At 63.9% G+C, this 13,826-nt stretch carries 16 protein-coding genes; 9 read left to right on the forward strand and 7 right to left on the reverse strand.

Going from position 1 to position 13,826, the window contains the following annotated elements; genetic code table 11:
- Nucleotides 1-100 precede the first annotated feature (100 nt).
- Nucleotides 101-1,621: an SWIM zinc finger family protein gene (locus ACM9HJ_RS15825; protein ID WP_416572716.1), complete on the reverse strand. Its 1,521-nt coding sequence runs from the start codon at nt 1,619-1,621 to the stop codon at nt 101-103.
- A gap of 827 nt (nt 1,622-2,448) precedes the next feature.
- On the opposite strand from ACM9HJ_RS15825, the gene ACM9HJ_RS15830 reads away from it, so the two are divergent.
- Nucleotides 2,449-2,787 (forward strand): hypothetical protein, encoded by a 339-nt coding sequence (locus tag ACM9HJ_RS15830; RefSeq protein WP_416572717.1) that lies wholly within the window; start codon nt 2,449-2,451, stop codon nt 2,785-2,787.
- 198 nt (nt 2,788-2,985) lie between these two features.
- Here ACM9HJ_RS15830 and ACM9HJ_RS15835 read toward each other — a convergent pair whose 3' ends face one another.
- Nucleotides 2,986-3,915, reverse strand: coding sequence for an alpha/beta fold hydrolase (locus ACM9HJ_RS15835; RefSeq protein ID WP_416572718.1), 930 nt, complete (start codon nt 3,913-3,915; stop codon nt 2,986-2,988).
- 146 nt (nt 3,916-4,061) lie between these two features.
- Here ACM9HJ_RS15835 and ACM9HJ_RS15840 point away from each other — a divergent pair, with 146 nt between their 5' ends.
- Complete coding sequence (locus ACM9HJ_RS15840; RefSeq protein WP_416572719.1) at nt 4,062-4,976, forward strand: LysR family transcriptional regulator; 915 nt, start codon at nt 4,062-4,064, stop codon at nt 4,974-4,976.
- Nucleotides 4,977-4,982: 6 nt separating this feature from the next.
- Here ACM9HJ_RS15840 and ACM9HJ_RS15845 read toward each other — a convergent pair whose 3' ends face one another.
- Nucleotides 4,983-5,864 (reverse strand): AraC family transcriptional regulator, encoded by an 882-nt coding sequence (locus ACM9HJ_RS15845; protein WP_416572720.1) that lies wholly within the window; start codon nt 5,862-5,864, stop codon nt 4,983-4,985.
- 81 nt (nt 5,865-5,945) lie between these two features.
- Nucleotides 5,946-6,569: an MSMEG_1061 family FMN-dependent PPOX-type flavoprotein gene (locus tag ACM9HJ_RS15850; RefSeq protein ID WP_416572721.1), complete on the reverse strand. Its 624-nt coding sequence runs from the start codon at nt 6,567-6,569 to the stop codon at nt 5,946-5,948.
- An 84-nt stretch (nt 6,570-6,653) separates the two neighbouring features.
- Here ACM9HJ_RS15850 and ACM9HJ_RS15855 point away from each other — a divergent pair, with 84 nt between their 5' ends.
- The 4 genes from ACM9HJ_RS15855 to ACM9HJ_RS15870 are packed head-to-tail and all read left to right on the forward strand — an operon-like array spanning nt 6,654 to nt 8,506.
- Nucleotides 6,654-7,436: an AraC family transcriptional regulator gene (locus ACM9HJ_RS15855; RefSeq protein WP_416572722.1), complete on the forward strand. Its 783-nt coding sequence runs from the start codon at nt 6,654-6,656 to the stop codon at nt 7,434-7,436.
- A 45-nt stretch (nt 7,437-7,481) separates the two neighbouring features.
- Nucleotides 7,482-7,832, forward strand: coding sequence for an ArsR/SmtB family transcription factor (locus ACM9HJ_RS15860; protein ID WP_416572723.1), 351 nt, complete (start codon nt 7,482-7,484; stop codon nt 7,830-7,832).
- A gap of 11 nt (nt 7,833-7,843) precedes the next feature.
- Nucleotides 7,844-8,101 carry a hypothetical protein gene (locus ACM9HJ_RS15865; protein WP_416572724.1) on the forward strand — a complete coding sequence of 86 codons (258 nt, stop codon included), beginning with the start codon at nt 7,844-7,846 and terminating at the stop codon, nt 8,099-8,101.
- Between the two features lie 3 nt (nt 8,102-8,104).
- Nucleotides 8,105-8,506 (forward strand): hypothetical protein, encoded by a 402-nt coding sequence (locus tag ACM9HJ_RS15870; protein WP_416572725.1) that lies wholly within the window; start codon nt 8,105-8,107, stop codon nt 8,504-8,506.
- 3 nt (nt 8,507-8,509) lie between these two features.
- On the opposite strand, the gene ACM9HJ_RS15875 is transcribed toward ACM9HJ_RS15870, so the two are convergent.
- The 3 genes from ACM9HJ_RS15875 to ACM9HJ_RS15885 are packed head-to-tail and all read right to left on the reverse strand — an operon-like array spanning nt 8,510 to nt 10,563.
- Nucleotides 8,510-9,064, reverse strand: coding sequence for an NADAR family protein (locus ACM9HJ_RS15875; protein WP_416572726.1), 555 nt, complete (start codon nt 9,062-9,064; stop codon nt 8,510-8,512).
- Nucleotides 9,065-9,067: 3 nt separating this feature from the next.
- A complete protein-coding gene (locus ACM9HJ_RS15880) occupies nt 9,068-9,730 on the reverse strand; it encodes a DUF2987 domain-containing protein (protein ID WP_416572727.1) in 663 nt (220 codons plus the stop codon).
- 14 nt (nt 9,731-9,744) lie between these two features.
- Complete coding sequence (locus tag ACM9HJ_RS15885; protein WP_416572728.1) at nt 9,745-10,563, reverse strand: class II glutamine amidotransferase; 819 nt, start codon at nt 10,561-10,563, stop codon at nt 9,745-9,747.
- A gap of 227 nt (nt 10,564-10,790) precedes the next feature.
- On the opposite strand from ACM9HJ_RS15885, the gene ACM9HJ_RS15890 reads away from it, so the two are divergent.
- The 3 genes from ACM9HJ_RS15890 (at nt 10,791) to ACM9HJ_RS15900 (ending at nt 13,825) form a co-directional block, all read left to right on the forward strand.
- Entirely contained in the window at nt 10,791-10,970 is a 180-nt protein-coding gene (locus ACM9HJ_RS15890; protein ID WP_416572729.1) for a CsbD family protein, read from the forward strand.
- Nucleotides 10,971-11,239: 269 nt separating this feature from the next.
- Nucleotides 11,240-12,172: a ribose-phosphate pyrophosphokinase gene (locus ACM9HJ_RS15895; RefSeq protein WP_416572730.1), complete on the forward strand. Its 933-nt coding sequence runs from the start codon at nt 11,240-11,242 to the stop codon at nt 12,170-12,172.
- Between the two features lie 171 nt (nt 12,173-12,343).
- Entirely contained in the window at nt 12,344-13,825 is a 1,482-nt protein-coding gene (locus ACM9HJ_RS15900) for an amidohydrolase (protein ID WP_416572731.1), read from the forward strand.
- The last annotated feature ends 1 nt before the right edge of the window (nt 13,826 follow it).

Consider the following 13,826-nt stretch of genomic DNA (forward strand, 5'->3'; position numbering starts at 1 on the left):
CTCTCAACGAGTGCCGCCTGCGCGGCCGGGGGCTGGAGGGCGGCCATGCGGGCAAGCAGCCGGCAGGCCTCGGCATAGTTGCCATTGCCGCCTTGCTCGATCAGCTTGTCGATATGGGCGGCATAGATGGCCAGCGCTTCGCCAGGATGCGTGGCCTCCCCGACAGCCGCAACCCGTCGGAGAGGCGGTGCTGGCGGGCGGCGTCCCAGGCGTCGGCGATCAGACCTTCCTCCAGCTGGACCCGGACCAGAAGGTCGGCCGGGAAATCCCAGCCGTTTCCGGGCGCCGCCTTGGCCAGTTTTCCGCGCAGCCAGTCAATGGCATGGTCGCGGAAATCCGGACCCAGCACCTCGCGGACGTACCGGTAAAGATCAAGGCTTGGCAGCCGCGTGAAGCACTTCCAGAGAAGGGAGGCGGCCTTCTCCGTCCGCCCGGCATCCAGCAGCAGCCTTGCCGCCAGCTTGACTAGGCGCTCGTCGGGACGGTCATCCTCGAACAGCCAGAGCCCATCCTCCGCCCATTGCAGGGCCGCCTCCGTCCGCCCGGCCGAGAGGCAGAATTCCGCCAGATGCAGATAGTCCCAGGGATTTCTCAGCACCTTGGCCCGGATGGCGATGCGGGCATCGACATCGCCGTCACGCGCCGCGAAGAAATCGAGGATGCCCATCAGGCGCGGCCGGTCAGTGTCCGCGTCATAGGCCGCCTTGCGCCCCGGGGACAGGGCTGGCAGCCGGTTCCAGGCCTCGGTGGCCAGCCTTCGATATTCCGCCAGGCCGGTGTCGCCGAGGATGTCGGCATAGGTCTCGGCTGCGCGGGCGAACTGGCCCCACTCATCCTCCATCTCCCGCTCGAACAGGTCGCGGGCCAAATCGACGGGAGCGGGCGGGGCTGCCCGGCAGGTGTCCAGATGTAGTCTTGCCACCTGTTCCAGCAGGTTCGAACCCTGTCCGTCCTCGTCGGTCTCGGCTAGGGCGCCCCCGATCCGGGAGCAGGCATGCTCGGCCAGCCGCAGGGCCAATGCCGCCTTGCCGGCCGGGATCAGGCCGGCAATGGCATCCAGCACCGCTTCCACTCCCGCCGCCCAATCGTCGATCTCCTCATAATCGACATGGCCGCCCGTGCGGGTGGCGTCGTTGATGGCCTGCCGGAAACGGGTCAGCAGGGCCTCGTCATCCCCATCGGCAGCCGTGGAGGCCAGGTCCAGCCGGCGGAACAGGGTATCGTCCCGCTCGGCCAGGTCGGTCAGCATCGCCACCAGCGTGTCGATATCCAGTCCGCGCAGATGGCGGCGGATGCGGTCCATCGGGCTGGCTGAGGGGGCGACGCCCGCGCTGATTGCGTCATTGGCGGTCAGACCGACGGCCACCAGGTGCTTGCAGAAGCCGTAATCCTCGAAGGCGGGACAGGTGCATTCGCCCCCGATCCGCTTGGCCTTGCCCATCAGCACGGACCGGTAGGTCTCGCTGCCCGCCACCCGGGCCAGCACGCGGTCCGCCTCCAGCGACAGGATCGTGACCTGTCCCGCCTTGTGGTAGTCGCGGCCCCGCGCGAATGCCCGATCGCCGGCCAGGCTCCGCAAGGTCTCGACATCGAAGCGCGATGGGGCGGCGGGGGCGGGCATTCAAATCCTGTCCTGGCAGATGTCGATCCGGGCGATGGTCATGCGGGTGCCCCGGCATGCCCGGATCACCATCATAATAATGCAGCCACGGTCGCAACCCTCACCTTGCCGATCCCAGAGGCCCCGAGCCATTTCAACACGTCAGCCGTTGCGGCATGATGCTGTGGAAACATCGTTAGCTTGTGGCAGATGTATTCACGGCATCGGTCCCAATGGGCTAGGTCGGATTTCCCATTCCGGCGAGGAAGGGGGTGAATACCCTGATCGTGAAGCCCGGCAGCCAAGGGAGAGCTTCCCTCCTATGCGTCTATTGCGCATCTGGACTGCGTTTATGCGTGAATGGACAATGAAAAGTCAGCCCGACTGCTCTGTACTGGGAGAGGCCACGAAGCCTACTTCCGAGGTTATTTGATGTAGATTTCGGAATTTCATAGAGCGATGATTCCGTTTGAGAAAATGTCGGTGCTAAATTTCGGTAGTCATATGATATCGTAGCATCGGCGGAACGCACTTTCCGCCCAAAATTATTTTCTATGACTTTCACATTCATGATAGATGCCGAAAATATACTCCATTGATGCACTGGAAAAAGCGCAATGTTTTCAGAAGCTCTCCATTTTGGAGAAGTTCTGATCGATACCCAATTGACGTAAAAATATTTTTTGCATTCATTTCAATGCGTTGACGGCCTGGTTGAGAAACGAGTGGGAATGAGACGAGGCTTCAACCTAATCATGGTATCGGGTGAGCCTCACGACGACGTGAAAGGCATGTTCATCCACCGATGAACATGCCTTTCACGTGGGGCATTTCCCGAGGGAGGCTTAATGGCTTGGTCGGCGGCAACTGAAAGCGAAATCCGGGACAGCATAAACGCCGCCGAAGAGAGGATGTCGGCTGAGCAGTTGCGCCTATGGGAGTGCATCTCAGTCATCCCGAACAAATGGGTGCAGCACCCATATGGTGATCTCGGAGGCGGCTTTTGGGTAGTAGCGATCGTCGGTAGATTTGTTGTCTGGTTCAACGACATTGAAGATGGCTTTGACGTCTCCGAGTATAGCGTTTACGGCGAGATCTCAGGATACGGTGCTTCACAGTATGCTCTTGAAGTCGCTGTCCAGCACCTCGTCAACATGATCGCCAACGGGATAGGCCGACGCATCTAACGGCAAGTTTCATCTGTCCTGCCGACCCAGCTAAACGACCAACATTGGGGCGACGCCCAGTCATGGCATTTTTCATGGCATCGGGCGATGATGTGCACAAAATATTGAAATATGATCTGTTTTCGGAATTTTATCATCGAGCGGGAGTGATCTGAACCATCCCCGGCGCGTCATACCCACGACGCGCCGGGGACGTTCTTACTTACCCCCATCCAGGAACCCCCGGATCAGCTTCACCGTTGCCTCGGGCTGTTCCTCCATCACCCAATGGCCGGAATTGGGCACGATCCCTTCGGTGACATTCTCCGCTGCATACCGCATGACCGCCGCCATGGCCGGGCCGAAGGATTTCTCGCCCCCCACGGCCAGGACCGGCATGGTCAGCTTGCCTTCCGCCAGGAATTCCTTGTCATCGATCGCATCCTGATCGAACGCCGCGAACTGGGCGAAGCCGGCATGCATGGCGCCAGGCTGGGCATAGAGCTTGGCGTAATGCACACGCGCTTCTTCACTGAACTTGGCCGGCGTGGCCGAAAACTCGTTCCAGAACCGGTCCAGATAGATGCGCTCCCGCCCCGCGACCAGCCGTTCCATGTCCGGCCCGCCGAAGCGGAAATGCCAGAGCAGCGGATTCTTCAATATCTCTTCCCACGGCCCGATGCCAGGCAGCGGCGCATCCATCAGGGCGAAGCGTGAAACCCGGTCGCGATTCTGCGCGACGAAGGCATAGCCGACCATGTTACCGATATCATGGGTGACCAGATCGACCTTGCCGACCTTCAGCGCATCCAGCATCCCCGCAATGTCGCGCCCCTGGGTCTTCTTATCATAGCCACTGGGCGGCTTGGCCGACAGGCCCATGCCGCGCAGGTCGGGCACGATGACGGTATGATCGCGCATCAGGTCGGTGGCCAGCGGCACCCACATGTCCCCGGTCTCGCCATAGCCGTGCAGCAGCACGACGGCCGGCCCCTTGCCGCCGACCCGCACATACAGGGTCGTGCCGTTGGTCTGTATTTCCTTCGTCTGGAATCCCGGCGGATAGGTCAAACCCACCGCCCCCGCCTGACCTGACACAATCATACCGGCAACAAGCAGCGCGCCGGCGACGATGTTCCGCAATTTCACTTCGGCCTCCCCAAGGGTCGTGTTTGCGGGAAACGCGTGCATGAAAATGAACAGCAGCTAGGCGATATCCCGCTGATCTGTATATACTTTACCGCTCACACCCCTTACAGGTCGGAAAATCCGAACCAACCGTCCGGAGATGTCGAATGATGAAGCTCGATGGCATCGTGGCCTTCGTCGCGGTGGCGGACAGGGGATCGATCAACGAGGCGGCGCGTCATCTTCGCCTGTCGAAATCGGCGATCAGCGAACGCCTGACCGAACTGGAGCGCGCGCTCGGCGCCAGCCTGCTTCAACGCAACAGTCGGCAACTGGCCCTGACGGAAGACGGCCTGACCTTTCTGGAACGCGCCCGCCGCATCGTGGTCGAGGCGAACGAGGCCGCCGACGAACTGGCACAGCGGCGGGGCGAAGTGTCCGGCCCCCTGCGCATCGCCGGCCCGCGCGGCTTCGGCGACCAGCATCTGGGGGCCGCCCTCTATGGCTTCATGGCGCGCTATCCCGATGTCGCGGTCACCGCCGATTTCGATGATAGGATCAGCGAGGCGGCGGGCGGGTACGACGCCGTCATCCGCATCATGGCCGGCGAATTGCCGAAACTGGCCGTACAGCCCCTGACCACCAGCCGCCGCACGCTGGTGGCCGCCCCCGCCTATCTGGAACAGTACGGCCGTCCGACCAGCATAGATGACCTCACCCGGCACAAGGCCATCCATTACATGGAACGCGGCCCGGATGACTGGGCTTTCAAGAGCGAGAATGAGCTGCTGATCGCCCGCGTAGCCCCCCGGCTGCGCGTCACCTCCTGCATGGCGATGCGGGAGGCGGCGATTGCCGGGCTGGGCATCGCCATGCTGCCCACCTTCCACACCCACAAGGCACTGAAGGCCGGTGCGCTGGAGATCATCGATATCGGCACCGCCCCCGACCTCACGCAGATCGTCATCGCCTATCCGAACGACCCGCGCCCGTCGGCCAAGCTGACCGCCCTGATCGGGCATCTGCGGCTGGCCTTCGGCGATCCGCCCTATTGGGATGAGGGGTTGCCCATCCCTGCGTAACCGGCGTCATTTCAGCGGCAGGAACAGTTCCGCTACCGCCTCATGCTCCGGCACTTCCGGGAACAGGCTCAGCCGCTGGCAATAGATCGGGAAGTCGCGCGCTTCTTTGCCACTGGCCGGCAGCCAGTCGTGATAGAGGTATAAGGCGGCAGGTTCCAGATTGTCGGTATTGCCGACAACGCGCAGCACGGCGCAGCGCCCGCCGGGGATCTCACCCGCCTTGATCTGCCCCCCATGCGCGTCGATCGGTTTGTCAGTGCCGGCACACAGGTCCACGCTGTAATCGGCAATCAATGCGGGACAGCGTTCGGAACGCCAGACATTGAAGGTCGGACTGATCCTGGGGTGCGGGCCGGCAGCCTTTCGCCAGGCGATGAAGCGCTGGATCGTGGTGCCCAGCGTTGCCGGGTCGCCGCGATGCTCCATGATCGCCACCTTGATGGTGGGAACGTCCCGGATCGTCACATCGTCGGCACTGTAAATCTTCTGCATCAGCTTGCACCTCGCATCATCGAGAGGCCCGAAGGCCGCAAGCCACGGTTCCCAGTCGGGCGACTGCCGGAACGACAGGGGCGATTGCCCGAACCGTTGCCGAAAGGCACGGGCGAAGGCGTCCGGCGCCTCGTATCCGGCATCCATCGCGATATCGGTGACGCGTTCATCGTCCCGATAGGCCAGCCGGTATGAAGCGCGCTTCATGCGGGCCAGTTGGATATAGCGATGCGTGGAGACCCCAAAGGTCGCCGTGAACTGCCGGTGGAAGTGAAACTTCGAGAAGGCGGCGACCGCGCTCAGCACATCAAGGTCGAGATCGTCATCGAGATGCCGGTCGATATGGTCCAGCACCCGCTGCATCCGCCTGTGATAGTTCTGAACCGCTGCGGTCATCTTCGTCCCGGTCTCCGTGGCAGCCCAACCTTGATCGCTCCGGCGACAGGCTGCTCCACCGAACTTGCGGTTCTGCGCGGATCACCCATAAAGACCGTTATGCATGGCGTGATCATAATGCGCGTCGATGGCAACGGCCGCCGCCTCATCCTGCTTGTTCATCGCCGCCGCCATCTTGCCCGGACTGGGCAGGGTCTTACGGTCGATCAGCGAGTCCGCGGACCAGAGTTTGGCCCGGTTGATGGCCTTGCCGCAATGGAACAGCACCTCCTCCACCGCCACGACAGTCGCGGTCTTCGGCACCTTGCTGCCTTCCGCCAGGCTGGCGCACAGGGCCGCATCGTCGGTGACGCGGCCACGGCCATTGATCCGCATGAAGATGTCCAGGCCGGGGAACAGGAACAGCATGGCCAGCCGGTCATCGGCCACGATATTGCGCAGGGATTCGATGCGGTTGTTGCCCGGCCAATCGGCGAACATCACGGTTTTCGCATCCAGCACCTTCACGAAGCCCGCCGGCCCGCCGCGCGGTGAAGCATCCAGGCCCGTCTCCCGCCCCGTCGCCAGACAGAAAAAGGTCGCGCGGGCCAGATAGTCCAGATGGAACGGAATCAGTTCCTTCACCACGCCCTTCTGCACATGCTCCATCGGCGGATCGTAAAGGCTGTCCAGGTCGGGCGTCTGTTGGGCGTCGTGGTCGGTCATCCTGTCCTCCTGTCAAGGAACATCCTACCCAAGCCGGAACGGCGCCGCTAAGCTACAGCAGCCAATCGATAGCGGGTTTACGCCATGTCGGAAGAGAGATTCGCCCGCGCCGCCGCCGATCCCCACAACCCGGTGATCCTGGCCATCTATGAAACCCAGGCCGAACATCGCGACCTGGGCATGCACAGCCATCCGCGCGGCCAGCTTTCCGGCATCCGTCGCGGACTGCTGACCATGGGGACCGAGGCCGGTGCCTGGGTGGTGCCCGCCGACCAGGCGGTGTGGCTGCCGCCGCACCAGCCGCATTATGGCTACACCCATGGCGCGGTGGAGGGCTGGGTCTGCTACATCGCAGAAGCCGCCTGTGGGCAATTGCCCGACCGGCCCTGCACGATCCGGGCATCCGGTCTGCTGCGCGAGGCGGTGATCCGCGCATCGGCCTGGGAAGGCACGGCGATGGACGCGGCACAGCAGCGCATCGCCATGGTCATCCTGGATGAATTGCGCGTCGCCCCCGTCGAGCCCTTCAACCTGCCCATGCCCAGCGACCCGCGCCTGGTGCTGATCGCGCGGGCCATGCTGCGCGATCCGGGGGAACGGCGGGGCATGGATGAATGGGCCGCAATGGCCGGCCTGTCGAAACGCACGCTCAGCCGTCGCTTCGTGGCCGAGACCGGCTACAGCTATACCGCCTGGCGCCAGCGGGCCTGCCTGATGCGGGCACTGGAAATGCTGGCGGAGGGGATGCCGGTCACCACCGTTGCCATCGACCTTGGCTATGACAGCGTCAGCGCCTTCATCGCCCTGTTCAAGCGCACCCTGGGCGTCACGCCATCGGCCTATTTCAATCACGTCACCGCCCCATAAACAGCCTCTTGACATTATCTTTCACATGTAAGAAAAACCTTACACATGAAAGACGCAATGCAGATAGCCGATGCGGCATGTGACGGGGGGCAGGTCCTGGCGGCCCTGTCGGCGCTGGCCAACCCGCACCGGCTGCGCATCGTGGCGCTGCTGGCGGGCGGCGGGCGGCATTATGTCAGCCAGCTGGCCCGCGAGATGGGGATCAGCCGGCCGCTGCTGCATTTGCATGTGCAGAAACTGCTGGAGGCGGGGCTGGTCACGTCGCGGCTGGAACTGTCGGATGATGGCAAGGCTTTGAACTATCTGGAACTGGCGCCATTCCACCTGGACCTGACGGCGGAGAGCATCCGCGAGGCCATGGAAAGCCTGCCAGGGCCGGGCGATACGGGGAACTGAGGGGAACGCGAATGGCCGATGATACCTATCTCTACTCGATTTTCTGGTTCGTGGTGCTGATCGTCTCGGTCTTCGCCATGCGCATGGTCACCACCCTGATCCAGGCCCGCAACAGGCAGGCCGAGGAACAGAGCTACCGCACGCTGGCCGAACGCGCCGTGGCGGCGCTGGAGGAACAGACCGGCACCATCACGGCACTGCGCGGCGAGCTGGCCGCCGCCCGCGTCACGCTGGCCAATGTCGAAAAAATCCTGAAGCAGGTGGAGTGAACCATGCATGACATCGCCGTCTGGCGCCTGAACCTGCTGCGCGCCGTCTATCTGCTGATGGCCGTGGGCGCCGGTTTCCTGAACTGGTCGCAGATCCTGGACGGGTCACGGCAATGGGAATTGATGCAGGGCGTGGTGGTCGCCATGCTGGGGGCAATGTCGCTGCTGGCCCTGCTGGGCCTGCGCCAGCCGCTGCGCATGTTGCCGCTGCTGTTCTGGGAGATGGCTTGGAAACTGATCTGGCTGGCCCGTGTGGCCCTGCCGGCCTGGCAAGAGGACCGGATCGACGAGGTGCTGGCCGCCAACATCTTCGCCTGCGGGCTGGTGGTGGTGATCATCGTGGCCGTGCCCTGGGATCATGTCTGGCGGCACTATGTGAAGGGCCCGGCGGAGGCGTGGCGGTAAGCCCTATCCCCGACGCGACCTGTGGCCCGGCTTGAACCGGGCCGCGCGTTCGGGAATACCGCCGGCCGCCTGCTCCGACAGCAATTGATCGCGCAGTTGTGTCAGCACCGTGCCAAGCAGGTTCAATCCCCGCCAATTGGCACGGTCGAGAATGGCCGGATCGTCGGCCGCCAATCCCACGCCCCAGATCGTGTCCAGGGGACTGGCCTCCACCAGTTCCGTCCCATCGGTTTCCAGCAGCAGGGCCAGCAGATCGCCATGGGTGGTGAACTTGGCCCGGTTGCCCCGCTGGACGATGGCAAGCCGGACCGCGTTCCAGGCCTCTTCCGTGAACCCCGCAACCCGGCGTCCTGCCGCCTTCTGGTCGCGTGGATGGCCTGCCGCCATGATCTTCGCCAGCGCCTGTTCATCGCCGAACAGCCGCGCCTTCTCCGCCATCATATATTGTTCGGCGCAATTGTAGATGGCGCCGTCGACGGCAAAGTTGCAGCGATGCCATTGAGAGAACGGGCCGTTCCAGAAGAAGGTGAAACGGTCGTATTGGCGCGGCGGCAGCATGTCCTACCCCTTCGTCGTCAGCACCGTATAGGCCACCGGCCGGCTGACATTCAGCACCGGGTTCTCCTTCGCCAGCGCCTTGTCGTTGGGAATGTTCACCCGACCCCTGGCATCGGCCCTCAGGACACGCGACCCCTTCGTCCCCTCCAGGGTCACCGTGCAATCCACCCCGCAGAACAGGCGCAAGGTCTTGGCGGACGGGGCCAGGAAGGAGGCCACCCCCGCCTCGTTCTCGATCAGCCGGTCGAACTGGTCGAAGGCCGCCTTCACATCGGCATAGGCAAGCCGCGTGGTACCGGCCGGCACCTTCATGCCGATCTGCGCCTTCATATTATAGGTGCCGGGCGCCTGATTGACCGTGACGCTGGCACCCGCCGCCAGCCAGTCGGCGCGGTAGGGGATGTCCACCTCGTTATCGTCGCCAATGGCAAGCGGCACCGTCCCTTCCGGGGCGGTCACCAGCATGCTGACCGGGCTGGCCAGCGGCTGGTCATCCTTGGCCGGCTGCACCGACAGGCGCAGGGCCAGACGGTCGTGACCCTGGCCATAGAACCGGGCCATCTGGTCGTGGAATTCCTTATAGGGTGCCGTATGGCTGCCGGGGGCGGCCAGCGACGCGGCCGGCACTAGACACAGGACAAGGGCGAACCAGGACGACCGGCGCATATCAGGGGGCTCCGTCAGCCGAGCGGATTGAAGGATTGTACCGTGACGCGCCCGCCCTCGGCCACCAGGAAGCTGCCCTCCGCCACCTCGTTCCAGTGGCTGGCATCCTCGTCCAGCGGTTCGGACAGGACCATCACCGAATCGTCGCCCTCCTCCAGGCAGACGCGGCCGTCGCGGCAGCCATCGACATGGCCCTGGGTCCAATAGAGGCTGGGTGAGCGTCCGTCGCATGACCAGCGCACGGCATAAAGCCGTTTGCCATCGGTGCAGGCCGCCGTCATGCGGAACGGCTCCGCCACACCCTCACGCCGCATCTTGCCCACGATCTGCGCGACCGTCAGGGCAAACGCGCTGGCCGGGTCCTCCATCAAGCCATTGCCCAGCGCCAGATAGAAGAAGGCCTCGCTGTCGGTGGAGCCCTCACGATGGCGGTACAGGTCCTTGCGGATCATGCCCTCCACATCCTGGCGCACCAGGGGCCAGCCGCCGACCTGGCCATTATGCATGAACAGCCAGTCGCCATAGCGGAACGGATGGCAGTTCAGGCGGGACGTGGCGGTACCCGTCGAGGCCCGCACATGGGCGAAGAACAGGGGCGATCGGATCTGTTCGGCCAGCGAGCGCAGATTGGCATCCGACCAGGCCGGCATCGTGTCGCGATACAGGCCCGGCCGGGCCAGGTCGCCATACCAGCCCAGGCCGAATCCATCGCCATTGGTCGGCGCCACGCTGCGCTGGGCCGACAGCGACTGCCGGATCAGGGAGTTGGTGGGCTGGAACAGCAGCGTGTCCATCGCAATGGGAATACCGGCATAGGCCAGCCAACGGCACATCTTGCATCACCTGAAAAGTTCGGGACCGGAACCACGCCCGCCTAACTGTTAAATCAAGCCGCCATGGCGGAACAAGGGCAATCCCGTGGCATTTTGAACGCCGCTCAAACAGTTGCTACCTGTGACATCGCCATCCCGCTCTGAAACAATCACCCCGCCCCGCCGTTTCATCCATGAGGGTCGCCGAGAGGGCCGGCCCCGACGAGACAACATGAAGGAGACGTCCCATGGGCGCCGAAATCATCAAGGGTAAGCTGAACGAGGCCAAGGGTGCCGTGAAGAAGGCCGTGGGTAAGGCCACGGACGATCCGGCGCTGGAACTGGAAGGCCGGGCCGACAAGGCCAAGGGCAAGGCCCAGCAGGCCGCCGGCCACCTGAAGGAAGCGGCCCGCGCCGTGACCCGCTGATTGCCGCCGCAGCTATTAGGGCTGCAGAGGTTAAGCGAAGTACCGACCCCGGCCATCTGGCCGGGGTCGTTGCGTTTGGATGGAACGGGTCATGTCGCCTTCTTCCATGCCGTGGCCGCCTGCCACACCGTTGTAGGCTGCAACGGTCGCGGCGTTTACAGGCGGGGGGTCGGGGGTTATGGTGCGCCCGCCTTTGTGAAGGTTCGGCGTCACCGTCCGCGGTGGGGCCGCTCACCCCTGGTTCTCCACCTCAGACGGGCAGCACGCACATGAAGCTGATCGCCGGTAACAGCAATCAGCCTTTGGCTGAAGCCATTTCGCACTGCCTTGAGGTCCCGCTGACCAAGGCTTCGATCCGTCGCTTCGCCGACAACGAGATCTTCGTCGAGATCAACGAGAATGTGCGCGGCGAGGATGTATTCGTCATCCAGTCGACCTCGTTCCCGGCGAACGACCATCTGATGGAACTGCTGGTCATCATCGACGCGCTGCGCCGGGGTTCCGCCCGCCGCATCACGGCCGTGGTCCCCTATTACGGCTATGCCCGTCAGGACCGCAAGACCGGCCCCCGCACGCCGATCTCCGCCAAGCTGGTGGCCAACCTGATCACCACGGCCGGCGCCAACCGCGTGCTGACCATGGATTTGCATGCCGGCCAGATCCAGGGCTTCTTTGACATCCCCGTCGACAATCTGGTCGCCGGTGGCGAGTTCACCAAGGACATCCAGGAACAGGTCACCGGCGGCAAGCTGATGGTCGTGTCGCCCGACGTGGGCGGCGTGGTCCGCGCCCGCGCCATCGCCAGCCGGCTGGAGGCCGACCTGGCCATCATCGACAAGCGCCGCGAACGCGCCGGCGTGTCGGAGGTGATGAATGTCATCGGTGACGTGTCGGGCCGCGACTGCATCCTGATCGATGATATCGTCGACAGCGCCGGCACGCTCTGCAACGCCGCCGTGGCCCTGAAGGCCCGTGGCGCCAATTCGGTCCGCGCCTATGTCACCCACGGCGTGCTGTCCGGTGGTGCCGTGGCCCGCGTCTCCGGCTCGCCCCTGGATGAACTGGTGATCACCGACAGCATCGTGGCCACCGACGCCGTGAAGCAGTCCCCCAATATCCGCCAGCGCTCCATCGCCCGGCTGATGGCCGACGCCATCGACCGGATCAGCAATGAGCGGTCGGTTTCCAGCCTCTTCATCTGAGCAGGTTCAAAACCAAGCAGAAAGGCGCCGGCGATCCCGGCGCCTTTCTTGTTTTCGGCATATCCGGGTGCAAACAGTTACACGACCGTTACATGCTAAGCCGTTGACACAAAATAGCCATGATCGCCACACTCCGGGCCATTGTTTCAATGGCAACAATGGAGTGGGGGCATGGCGCGGTCACGGACCGGTCGCTGGATGGTGGCGGGGCTGGCCTTGGTGCTGGCCGGTTGCGCCACGGGACAGGCGGCCAACCAATCCAAGGACAAGGGCAAAGGCGAGGACAAGGCCGCACTGGCGCAGGGCCTGGACCCCGCCGCCAACCGCGACCCCTTCCCCAGCCGGTACAAGCCGGAACCCGGCGGGCTGGTCGCCCTGACTGGCGCCACGGTGCTGACCGGCACGGGCCAGCGGATCGAGAACGGCACCGTCATCCTGCGCGACGGCAAGATCGAAGCGGTGGGTGCCGGCCTGCCCGTACCGGCCGGTGCCACAATCGTGGATGCCACGGGCCGCTGGATCACGCCCGGCGTGATCGACATGCATTCCCATCTGGGTGTCTACGCCTCACCCGCCGTGAAGGCCCATTCCGACGGGAACGAGATCACCGACCCCAACACCGCCCAGGTCTGGGCCGAACATTCGCTGTGGCCGCAGGATCCGGGCTTTGAACGCGCCCTGCGTGGCGGCGTGACCAGCCTGCAGATCCTGCCAGGCTCCGCCAACCTGTTCGGCGGGCGCAGCGTGACGATCAAGAACGTCACCGCCCGCAACGTACAGGAGATGAAGTTCCCCGGCGCGCCCTATGGTCTGAAGATGGCCTGCGGCGAGAATCCCAAGCGCGTCTATGGCGACAAGAGCCGCGCGCCCGGCAGCCGCATGGCCAATGTCGCCGGCTACCGCAAGGCCTGGATCGAGGCGGCGGATTACCAGCGCAAGTGGGACGCCTATTACAAGAAGCAGAAGAATGGCGGCGATGACGGCAAGGGTCCGGGCGACCCGCCCAAGCGCGACCTGCAGCTCGACACGCTGGCCGGCGTGCTGCGTGGTGAAATCCTGGTACAGAACCACTGCTACCGTGCCGATGAGATGTCGGTGATGCTCGATGTGGCCAAGGAGTTCGGCTACAAGGTCACCGCCTTCCACCACGCCACCGAAGCCTACAAGATCGCCGACCTATTGAAGGAAAGCGGCACCTGCACCGCCACCTGGGCGCATTGGTGGGGCTTCAAGATGGAAGCCTATGACGGGGTGCCGGCCAACGCCGCCATCGTCCACCATGCCGGCGCCTGCGCCGTCATCCATTCCGATGACGAGACGCTGATCCAGCATCTGAACAAGGAAGCCGCCCAGGCCATGGCCGAGGGCCATTATCTGGGGATCGACATCAAGGAGGAGGAGGCGATCGCCTGGATCACCGCCAATCCCGCCAAGGCCATCGGCATCCTGGACAAGACCGGGACGCTGGAAGCCGGCAAGATGGCCGACGTGGTGGTGTGGAGCGGCAACCCCTTCTCCATCTATACGCTGGCCGACCTGGTCTATATCGATGGCGTCCTGAAGCATGACCGCGCCCATCCGCCCGCCTTGCCGCGGTCGGATTTCGAACTGGGCCAGTCGGGTGCCGACATCTTCAAGGCGGGGGCGAAGTGAT

Source organism: Niveispirillum sp. KHB5.9 (assembly GCF_048066115.1).
Classification (GTDB): domain Bacteria; phylum Pseudomonadota; class Alphaproteobacteria; order Azospirillales; family Azospirillaceae; genus Niveispirillum.